4 protein-coding genes are annotated in these 10,382 nt (G+C 75.2%); 1 reads left to right on the plus strand and 3 read right to left on the minus strand.

The window, feature by feature from the left end:
• Positions 1-7: 7 nt before the first annotated feature.
• Positions 8-1,147, plus strand: coding sequence for a class I SAM-dependent methyltransferase (locus VT52_RS05045; RefSeq protein WP_071387406.1), 1,140 nt, complete (start codon positions 8-10; stop codon positions 1,145-1,147).
• Between the two features lie 134 nt (positions 1,148-1,281).
• Here VT52_RS05045 and VT52_RS05050 read toward each other — a convergent pair whose 3' ends face one another.
• From VT52_RS05050 to VT52_RS05060, 3 genes are all read right to left on the minus strand, one after another.
• A complete protein-coding gene (locus VT52_RS05050) occupies positions 1,282-2,823 on the minus strand; it encodes an FAD-dependent monooxygenase (RefSeq protein ID WP_071387407.1) in 1,542 nt (513 codons plus the stop codon).
• Positions 2,820-7,574 carry a type I polyketide synthase gene (locus tag VT52_RS36720; RefSeq protein WP_420856258.1) on the minus strand — a complete coding sequence of 1,585 codons (4,755 nt, stop codon included), beginning with the start codon at positions 7,572-7,574 and terminating at the stop codon, positions 2,820-2,822. Before VT52_RS36720 ends, VT52_RS05050 begins: the two co-directional genes overlap by 4 nt.
• A 3-nt stretch (positions 7,575-7,577) precedes the next feature.
• Positions 7,578-10,382, minus strand: a 2,805-nt coding sequence (locus VT52_RS05060; RefSeq protein WP_143070833.1) for a type I polyketide synthase, incomplete at its 5' end; no start/stop codon positions are given.

Here is a 10,382-nt window from a genome sequence, read left to right on the forward strand (position 1 = left end):
CCACGCAATGACGGAACAGCAGGTACGAGAGCTGATCGACGCGGCCACCAGAACGCCCGGCGAGATCGACGCCGCCATCGACCGTATCGGCCCCGCCACCGTCGCAGCCGTCCTCCTGGACGAGCTCGGCAGCCGGGCCGACATCGACGAACTCACCGACTACCCCACGATCGTCGTGGAGTTCGCCCTGTCCCACCGGGGCGAGACCGCGAGCCACACGATCACCACCGACAAGGGGCGCACCACCTGCGCACCGGGCCGCCCGGACGCCCCCGACGCCGTCGTCAGCCAGGAACTCGCGGACCTGCTGCGCGGCGTCTTCGGCACCCGGGGCGCGCGCACCAACCCCACCAGGTCCATCGCCTGGCACCACCTCGGCGAACCGCGCGCCATCGTGGGACCGCCGCACGTGTTCACCACCGTGCGCCGGCTGCTGCGGGGCAGCGAGCCGGTCTCCCACGACCTGTCGGAGCTGTCCATCCGCTTCGGCTCGGACAAGTGGGGCCTGCACTACTACACCCCGCACTACGAGAAGTACTTCACGCCCCTGGCCGACCTGGCCCTCAACATCCTGGAGATCGGCGTCGGCGGCTACTCCCACCCCGAGTGGGGCGGCGGCTCACTGCGCATGTGGAAGCGCTTCTTCCACCGCAGCATGGTCTACGGTGTCGACACCTTCGACAAGCAGGCCCACCAGCGGCAGCGCATCGGCATCCTCCAGGGCGACCAGTCCGACGTGGACTTCCTGGAGCAGGCGCTCGGCCGTACGGGACCGCTGGACATCGTCATCGACGACGGCAGCCACCTCAACAGCGACGTGCTCACCTCGTTCCGGTGCCTCTTCCCGCACCTCCGGCCGGGCGGCCTGTACGTCGTCGAGGACGTGCAGACGTCGTACTGGCCCGGGTTCGGCGGCAGCAGCGAGAACCTCGACGACCCCGCCACCAGCGTCGGATTCACCAAGGCGCTCGTCGACGGGCTCAACCACGAGGAGTTCGAGCCGGCCGAGGCCCGGACCCCCACCGCCACCGACCGGCAGATCGGCAGCCTGCACTTCCACCACAACCTGGTCGTCATCGAGAAGGCCCGCAACGAGGAGGGCGCGCTCCCCGTCTGGATTCCGCGCAGACCGATCGACCGCCGCTGACCGAGCGGACGGAACCGCGCACACGGGTGAGGCCGGGGCCACCAAGGCCCCGGCCTCACCCGTGTGTCCGGCCCGCCCCGGGCCGAGCCGGGCGGGACACCCCGTCCTCGGGACGCCCCGCCCGGCCCCCCGTCTCAGCCCGTGGGCGCGCCGAACCACCTCTCCAGCGCCGCCCGCAACCCGGACCGGCCGGTGGCCTTCGTGTCCGCCCAGGCGACCCGGCCGTCCGGACGCAGCAGCACGACCGCCGCGTCGATGCCCGCGCACGGACGCGCGGTGACGACGTCGAGCCGGTCGGCCCATCCGGCCACCACGTCCGCCGGCAGTTCCCCCTCCGACAGGTCGAGCAGCACCCCCCGGGCGCCGTGCAGCAGCCGCGCCACGCTCGTCGGACCCGCCTGCGTCTCCAGCGGATGGTCGGGCAGCCGCACACCCGTCAGCTCGTGCCCCGCCTCCCCCTCGCCGTCCTCCGCCGGCACCGGGTAGCGGTCCTGCAGGCCACCGCCCAGCTTCACGAAGTACTCGTTGACGTCCTCGAACTCGACGAGTTCGGCGAGCAGTTCACGCAGCGGCTCGGCCCTCTCCAGCGGGTGCAGCAGGAAGACCTGCGCCTGCGTGCTCCGGCAGGCCCGTGCCCCCGCGGGGTGCCGCTCACCGTGGTAGGTGTCCAACAGTCCCTCGGGCGCCCGGCCCCGCAACTCGGCGGCCAGCTTCCAGCCCAGGTTGACCGCGTCCTCCAGCCCGGTGCTCAGCGCCACGCCACCCAGCGGGAAGTGCACATGAGCGGCGTCACCGGCGAGGAACACGCGGCCCCTGCGGTACTCGGTCGCCTGCCGCACCGCGTACCCCCAGCGGTCCAGCCACTTCGGCTCGCCGATGTCCGTCTCCTGCCCGGTGATCCACCGGGCCCGCTCGCGCAACTCCTCCGCGGTGACCGGGGCCTGCCCGTCCGCGGGCGAGACACCGAACTCGCCCGTCAGCACCCGCAGCCGCACCTTCCCGTCGGCCGGCGCAGGCGTCTCTCCCAGCAGCATGCTCAGCACCCACGGCTCCGACGGGGAGACGATGAAGGAGCCGGCCGGGTGGAAGACGGGCTGCAGGTGCGCGAAGAGATTGCTGCCGATCTCGACCTCCACCTCGCCGTGGATGCCCCAGAACGGGAACTCCTCCCCGCTCTCCTCGAACCCCGCCAGGCCGCGCACCGCACTGCCCGCCCCGTCGCACCCGACGACGAACCGGCCGCGGACCTCCCGCCGCCCGGCCGGTGTCACACACTCCAGCACCGCACCGGCCTCGTCCTGCCGCAGCCCCACCACCTCGTGGTCGCAGCGCACCTCCACGCCCAGCTTCGCCAGCGCCTCCCGCAGGTGCGCCTCCAGCAGCGGCTGCGGCAGCCCGAAGGTGAACGGGTGCGGATCGCGGAGCCGTTCGGGGTCCAGCCACAGATACGCCCACTGGGCCGCGGGGAACTCGATGCCCCGCTCACCCAGCACGTCCATGAACCCACGCCGGGCGAGCAGCTCCACGACACCGGAGTTGAGGGCCAGCGCCGGCGCCTCCCGCGCCGTCCGCTCCACCCGGTCCAGCACCAGCGGGCGGACGCCCGCCAGCGCCAGCTCGTGCGCCAGCATGAGACCGACCGTGCCCGCGCCGACTACGACTACGTCTTCACTCATGTGCGGTTCTCCTCCAGGTTCGTCACAACGGATGGCTCGGCAGCGACGCCGTCACGCGGCCCGCTCGGTGCCGTGGAAGCGTCCTGCACCGTGCCGAGCAGGTGCTCGGTCAGGGCGACGGGTGTGGGGTGCTCGAAGACGTCGCGCGGCACCACGTGGGCCAGCCCCGCCTCCCGCAGCCGCTCCGTCAGTTCCAGAGCGGTGAACGACGACATCCCCAGGTCGACGAAGTTGCCGTCCTCCGCCACCTCCTCGGCGGACTCGTGGCCCAGCAGCGCCGCCACCTGCGCCCGCACGGTCTCCAGCAGGAGGCCGTGACGCTCGGCCGCGGAGGCTTCCCGCAGCCGCGACAACACCGCGGAGACGCCCCCGGACCCCCGCGCGGCCCCGCTGTGGCGCCGCGCCTCGGGCACGCCGAGGAACTGACGGACCCGTTCGGAGCCGATCCAGCCCGTCGCCCTCGACCAGTCCACCTCCGCGACCACCACGGAGCGCTCCGGGGCCGCAAGCTCCTGCTCGACCAGGGCCAGCGCCGCCGCGACGGGCACCCGCCCCAGACCGAAGCCGATCTCGCCCTCCGGCGACGACGCCTCCTCCGCCAGTGGTCCCAGGGCGATCCACGCCGCCGGCAGACCGGCGGCCCGGCGCCGGTGCACCAGCGCCTCCAGATACGCCTCGGCGGCGAACCCGTTGTCCTGACCGGGAACTCCCAGCACCCCCGCCAGTGAGGTGAGGACGGCGAACACGCGCGGCGGCGCGTCCCGGGTCAGCGCGTCCAACCGCTCCACGACCGCCGCGCGGGAGAGCTCCTCGTTCATCCGGGCCGGCTCCAGCGGCCCCGGATCGCGGTCCGCACGCCCGTCGGCCACGTGCACCACGGCCTCCAGCGGCGCACCTCCGGCAGCCGACGCCAGCGCCTCGGACAGGGCCTGTCCGTCGCCGGGCTCGCACCGCGCCACCGTGACCCCCGCCCCGGAACGCGCCAGCTCCTTCTCCAGGACCGCGAGCTGCGGGGCGTGCACGTCCTTCGCCGGCACCGGCAGCAGGAGGTGGCAGGCCCCGCGCTCGGCCAGCCACCGGGCGACGCGGGCCCCCAACGTCGTCGTCGCCCCGGTCACCACAGCGGTGCCCGACAGGCGCACGGCGTCGTCGCCGGGGACCCGCTCACCGGTGGCGCGCACGAGGCGCCGTACGAACAACCCGGACGCGCGCACGGCCAGACGCTCCTCGTGGCCGGCCGCCGACAGCACCGCGGCGAGCAGATCGAGGCACCGCTCCCCGGCCCGCGCCGGCAGGTCGACCAGCGCGGTACGGCGCGGCCGCCCGGCCCCGAGCGCCGTGACCGCCCCCCACACCTGGGCCTGCGCCGGGTCGGTCACCTGCTCGTCGGCGGTCACCGCCACGGCCCCGCAGGTGACCGAGAACAGCGGCGCCCGCACCTCCGCCCGGTCGAGGACACGCACCAGCGCCGTCGTCGAGACGACGCCGCGGGAGAGCGAACCGTGTTCGGGATGCGGTCGCGAGTCCAGCGACAGCAGCGACACCACCCCCGCCGGCGAGGGCGTCGCGGCACACCAGTCGCGCACCGCCGCGGCCGACTCCGCCGCGGCCGGATCCTCCCCGTCCGAGGCCGCCGGATCCAGGACGACGGTGGTGACCCGCGCACCGCGGGCCGCCAGGGCACGCGTGACCGCGGCGAACGGCTCCGCCGCGCCGCCGGCCCCGTCCCCGGCCCCCGCCGCGGCCCCCGCGGGCACCAGCACCAGCCAGGAGCCGCCGGTCCCGGCCGACTGGGGCGCCGGGGCCGGGGACCAGGCGAGACGGTAGTGCTGCCGCTCCTGCCGCCGCCACGCCGCGAGGGCGGGGAGCAGCGCGCGCAGCGAGGCACGCTCGGCGTCGCCGGCCCGCAGGGCGGTCGCCAGCGCCTCCGCGTCGCCCCGCTCCACGGCCTCCCAGAACCACGGACCCGCCGCCCCCCGCGCATCCTCCCCGGCGGGACCCCCGTCCTCCGTCTCGGGGTCCAGCCAGTAGCGCGCGTGCTGGAAGGCGTACGTCGGCAGGTCGACCGGCCGCCGCCCGGCGAACCAGGCAGCCCAGTCCACCGTCGCCCCCAGGGCGTGCGCCTGCGCCAGCGCCGCCGCCAGCGACAGCACCTCGGGCTTGCGGGCACGCACCGCCGCCACCGGCAGCGGGCCTTTCGGCAGGGCCGCCGAGGCCATCGGGGCCAGCACCGCGTCCGGACCGACCTCCACGTACACCCGCACGTCCGACTCGTGCAGCGCGCGCACGCCGTCTCCGAACCGCACCGTCGAGCGCACGTGCTCGACCCAGTAGCCCGGGTCGGCGATCTCCTCCGGACGCACCGGGCGCCCGGTCACGTTCGACACCAGCGTGATGCGCGGGGCGCCGAAGGCCAGCCCCTCGGCGACCGACCGGAACTCCGCGAGCATGCCGTCCATGTGCGCCGAGTGGAAGGCGTGGCTGACCTTCAGCCGCCTGACCTTCCTGCCCTGCTCCCGGAAGCGGTCGGCCGCCGCCCGGACCGCCTCCGCGTCACCGGACAGCACCACCGAGGCGGGCCCGTTGGCCGCCGCCACCGACACGCCCTCGGACGCGGCGAGCACCTCCCGCACCTCGTCCTCGCCGGCGTTGCGGACGGAGACCATGGCACCGCCGGGCGTCGCGAGGGCGTCCATCAACCGCGCGCGGGCGGTGACCAGGTGCACCGCGTCCTCCAGGGAGAGCACCCCCGCGACGTGTGCCGCGGTGATCTCACCCACGGAGTGCCCGATCAGGTGGGTGGGGCGCAGACCGTAGTGCGTCAGCAGGCGGTACAGCGCGTACTCGAAGGCGAACAGGGCCGGCTGGGTGTACCGGGTGTCGTCGAGGAGGGCCGCCTCCGCGCTGCCCTCCTCGGCATGGACGACGTCGCGCAGCGGCACGTCCAGTCGTCCGTCGGCCAGCCGGCACACCTCGTCGAACGCCTCGGCGAACACCGGGAACGCCTCGTACAGGCCGCGTCCCATGCCCGGCCGCTGCGCCCCCTGCCCGGAGAACATGAAGGCGATCCTCGGGCCCCGGGCCGCCCGGCCCCGCAGCACGCCGCCCGCCGGCTCCCCGGCGGCCAGCAGATCCAGCCCCCGCAGCAGCTCCTCACCGTCGGTGCCCACCACCACCGCCCGGTGCTCGTGGTGGGCGCGGCCGGTCGCCAGCGAGAAGCCGACGTCGGCCGGGTGCGCCTTCGGACGGTCGGTCAAGTACCGCCGCAACCGTGCGGCCTGGGCGCGCAACGCCTCCTCCGTCCGGCCGGACACCGGCCAGGCGACCACGGGCGGCGCCGCGGCGGCCGCCTCCGCCGCCGGCGCCGCCGCCTCCAGGACGAGATGCGCGTTGGTGCCGGAGATCCCGAACGAGGAGACACCCGCCCGCCGCGGCCGCCCCGCGTCCGGCCAGGGCACGGCCTCGGTCAGCAGGCTGACGGCCCCCGCCCCCCAGTCCACGTGCGGCGTGGGGGCGTCGACGTGCAGAGTCCGCGGGAGCAGCCCGTGCCGCAGCGCCATCACCATCTTGATCACGCCCGCGACCCCCGCGGCCGCCTGGGTGTGGCCCAGGTTCGACTTGACCGAGCCGAGCCACAGCGGCCGGCCGGGCGGACGCGACTGCCCGTAGGCGGCCAGCAGGGCCTGCGCCTCGATGGGGTCGCCGAGGGTGGTGCCGGTGCCGTGCGCCTCGACGACGTCGACGTCGTTCGGGGTGAGGCGCGCGTCGGCCAGGGCGGCCCGGATGACCCGCTGCTGGGACGGGCCGTTGGGGGCGGTCAGGCCGTTGCTGGCACCGTCCTGGTTCACGGCGGAGCCACGCAGCACGGCCAGCACCGGGTGCCCGTTGCGCCGGGCGTCGGACAACCGCTCCAGCAGCACCAGGCCGACCCCCTCGGCGAATCCGGCGCCGTCGGCGGCCGCGGCGAACGACTTGCTGCGACCGTCCGGCGCCAGACCGCGCTGCCGCGAGAAGTCGAGGAACACCCCGGGAGTGGCCAGCACGGTCACGCCGCCCGCCAGCGCCAGACCGCACTCGCCGTCGCGCAGCGCCCGCGCGGCCAGGTGCATGGCCACCAGCGACGACGAGCACGCGGTGTCCACCGTGACGGCCGGCCCCTCCAGCCCCCACGTGTAGGCGATCCGGCCGGAGGCCACACTGCCCGCCGTGCCCGTCCCCAGGTAGCCCTCCAGCCCCTCCGGGACGCGGTGCAACCGGGCGGCGTAGTCACCGTAGATCAGGCCCGCGAAGACACCCGTGGCGGAGCCCCGCAGATCACCGGGGTCGATACCGGCCCGCTCGAACGTCTCCCAGCTGGTCTCCAGCAGCAGCCGCTGCTGCGGGTCCATCGCCACCGCCTCGCGGGGCGAGAGCCCGAAGAAGGCCGGGTCGAAGTCGCCCGCGTCGTACAGGAATCCGCCCTCCCGTGCCACGGACTTGCCGTGCGTCCCGGGGGCCGGGTCGTACAACTCCTCGACGTCCCAGCCCCGGTCGTCGGGGAAGGCCGACACCGCGTCGCGTCCGGCGGCCACCAGGTCCCACAGGTCCTCAGGGGACCGCACCCCGCCGGGGAAGCGGCAGGCCATCGACACGACGGCGATCGGCTCGTGCCGCTCCGCTTCGGCCTGTTCCAGGCGCTTGCGTGTCTGGTGCAGATCGGCCGTGACCCACTTCAGGTAGTCCACGAGCCTTTCATCGTTGGTCGTCATCAAGCATCAGTCCTCGTGTGCCGGTTCGGTTGCCGCACGTGCCGAACGTCCCAGGTCCCGGTCGATGAAGGCGAAGATCTCGGCGGCCGACGCCGACCGGATCATCTCCGTCACGTCACCCGTCTCCTCCGGGCCCTCCGCCACCGCCCAGTTCTCCGCCATGGCCCGCAGCCGGCGCCCGATCTCCGCCCGCAGCTCGCCGGCCGGCTCGACCGTGCGCAACGCCGCCTCCAGGGCCTCCAGTTCGGCGAGCCCGGTGCCGGGCCCCGCGGTCCGCAGCAGCTCCTCGTGCACGTGTCGGGCCACGGCGGCCGGGGTGGGGTGGTCGAAGACGACGGTCGCGGGCAACCGCAGCCCGGTGGCGGCGGCCAGGCGGTTGCGCAGCTCCACCGCCGTCAGCGAGTCGAAGCCCAGCTCGCGGAAGGCCCGGTCCGGCTCGACGGCGTCCGGACCGTTGTGGCCCAGCACGGTCGCCACGTGCCCGCGCACCAGCTCCAGCAACGTCTCCCGCTGCGCCTCCTCGTCGAGCCCGGCGAGGCGGCGCAGCAGTGCCTCCGCCCCGGCGCCGGCCCCCGCCTGCCGGTCGGCACGAGGGGGGACGAGGGTGTGCAGCACCGGCGGCAGCACGTCGGCCTCCGCCATGGCACGGAGAGCCGGGAGGTGCAGCCGGGCGGCCAGGAGTGCCGGGGCCCGGGTGGCGAGCGCCGCGTCCAGCAGCGCGAGCCCCTGCTCCGAGGCCATGGGCAGCAGCCCGGTGCGGTTCATGCGGGCCAGGTCCGCGCCGTCAAGGGTCCCGGTGAGAGCGCTGGTCTGCTCCCACAGACCCCAGGCGAGTGAGGTGGCGGGGAGGCCGTGGGCGTGGCGGTGGGTGGCGAGGGCGTCGAGGTAGGTGTTGGCGGCGGCGTAGCCGCCCTGGCCGGGGCTGCCGAGGGTGCCGGCGACGGAGGAGTAGAGGACGAAGGCGGTCAGGTCGAGGTGTTCGGTGGCCTCGTGGAGGTGCCAGGCGGCGTCCGCCTTGGGCCGCAGGACCGTGTCGACACGCTCGGGTGTGAGCGAGGTGATCACGGCGTCGTCCAGCGCGCCCGCCGTGTGCACCACCGCGGTGAGCGGGTGCTCGGGCCCGACGGAGGCGATGAGGCGGTCCACCGACCGACGGTCACCGACGTCACACGAGGCGATGGTCACCTCGGCTCCGTGCGCGGTGAGTTCGGCCTCCAGTTCCAGGGCGCCCGGGGCCCGGCGTCCGCTGCGGCTCACCAGCAGCAGGTGCCGCACCCCGTGCTCGGCGACCAGGTGCCGCGCGACGGTGCCGCCCAACGTCCCGGTGCCGCCCGTCACCAGGACCGTGCCCGCCATGTGCGGCGGCCGGACCGCGTCCGGGGGCTCGGCCACCCGCACCAGGCGCGGCACACGCACCTCCCCCGCCCGGATCGCCAGCTGGAACTCACCCGCCGGCACGGCGGCTTCGAGCGCCGCTGCGAGGGCCCGCCGGGAGGCCTCGGTACCGTCGAGGTCGGCGAGGACGATGCGGCCGGGGTGCTCGGACTGGGCCGAACGCCCCAGCCCCCACACCGCGGCCGAGGCGAGACCGGTCACGTCCTCCCCGGCGTCCACCGCCACCGCACCCCGCGTGACCAGTACCAGCGGCGCGGCGCCCGCCGCCCCGGCGAGACGCCCCCGCACGGCCTCCAGCGCCCGGCACAGCACGTCCCGCACGGCGTCACCGCCGGCTGCCGCACCGTCCCCGCCGATCTCCACGACGTCCAGCCCGTGCCCGTCGGCACTCGCCCGGACGGCGGCCGGCACGGCCAGCGGAGTCCACTGCACGCGATGCAGCGAGCCCGCGGCGGCACCGCCCGCCGCAGCGGCGATGCGGCGCCGGTCGACGGGACGGACCGTCAGCCCCTCGGCCGTCAGGACCAGGTTGCCCGCGGCATCGCTGACGCGCACGCCGATGCTGTCGGAGTCGGAGACGGTCAGCTGGGCCCGGAGCGGACCGCCGGCGGTGCCGTGCACCGACACGCCGTTCCAGGCGAACGGCAGCCGCAGCTGTCCGTCCTGGTCGTCCGCGGTGGCCATCAGGGCGTGCAGCGCCGCGTCCAGCAGCGCGGGATGCACGCGGTGCCCGTCGACGTCGAGGCCCTCCGGTGTCTCCACCTCCGCGTGGACGGCGTCGTCCCCCCGCCACGCGGCACGGAGCCCCCGGAAGGCGGGACCGTAGTGGTATCCCTGTTCGGCGACGCGCTCGTAGAAGCCGGCGAGCGGGATCTCGCTCGCCCCCGCGGGCGGCAGGCCGCCGGCCGGCTGGTTCGGTTCCGCGGTGGCCCGGACGGTGAGACTGCCGGCCGCGTGCCGGGACCACGGGGCGTCCTCGTCCGACCCGGCCGGCCGGGAATGGACGGTCACCGGCCGCCTGCCCTGCTCGTCCCTGGCTCCCACGGTCACCTGGAGGTCGTGAGCCGTGCCCTCGCCGAGTACGAGGGGTGTTTCGAGGGTGAGTTCCTCGATGTGGGTGTGGCCGGTGTGGTGGGCGGCGTGGAGGGCGAGGTCGAGGTGTGCGGTGCCGGGGAGGATGACGGTGCCGGCGACGGCGTGGTCGGCGAGCCAGGGGTGGGTGGTGAGGGAGATCTGCCCGGTGAAGGTCGTGCGGTCACCCTCGGCGGACTCCAGGACCGCGCTGAGCAGCGGATGGCCGGCGTCGGCCTGGCCCAGGCCCGCGGGGTCGTGGCTCTGCGCGGCCGGCGGCCTCAGCCAGTACGACTGGCGCTGGAAGGCGTAGGTGGGGAGGTCCGTGGTGGTGTGGTGGGTGGG

The organism is Streptomyces malaysiense (genome assembly GCF_000980885.2).
Classification (GTDB): domain Bacteria; phylum Actinomycetota; class Actinomycetes; order Streptomycetales; family Streptomycetaceae; genus Streptomyces; species Streptomyces malaysiense.

Excerpts from the sequence above, each read along its gene's own strand:
- VT52_RS05050 (WP_071387407.1), bottom strand. The coding sequence starts at position 2,823 with ATGAGTGAAGACGTAGTCGTAGTCGGCGCGGGCACGGTCGGTCTCATG.
- VT52_RS05045 (WP_071387406.1), top strand. The coding sequence starts at position 8 with ATGACGGAACAGCAGGTACGAGAGCTGATCGACGCGGCCACCAGAACG.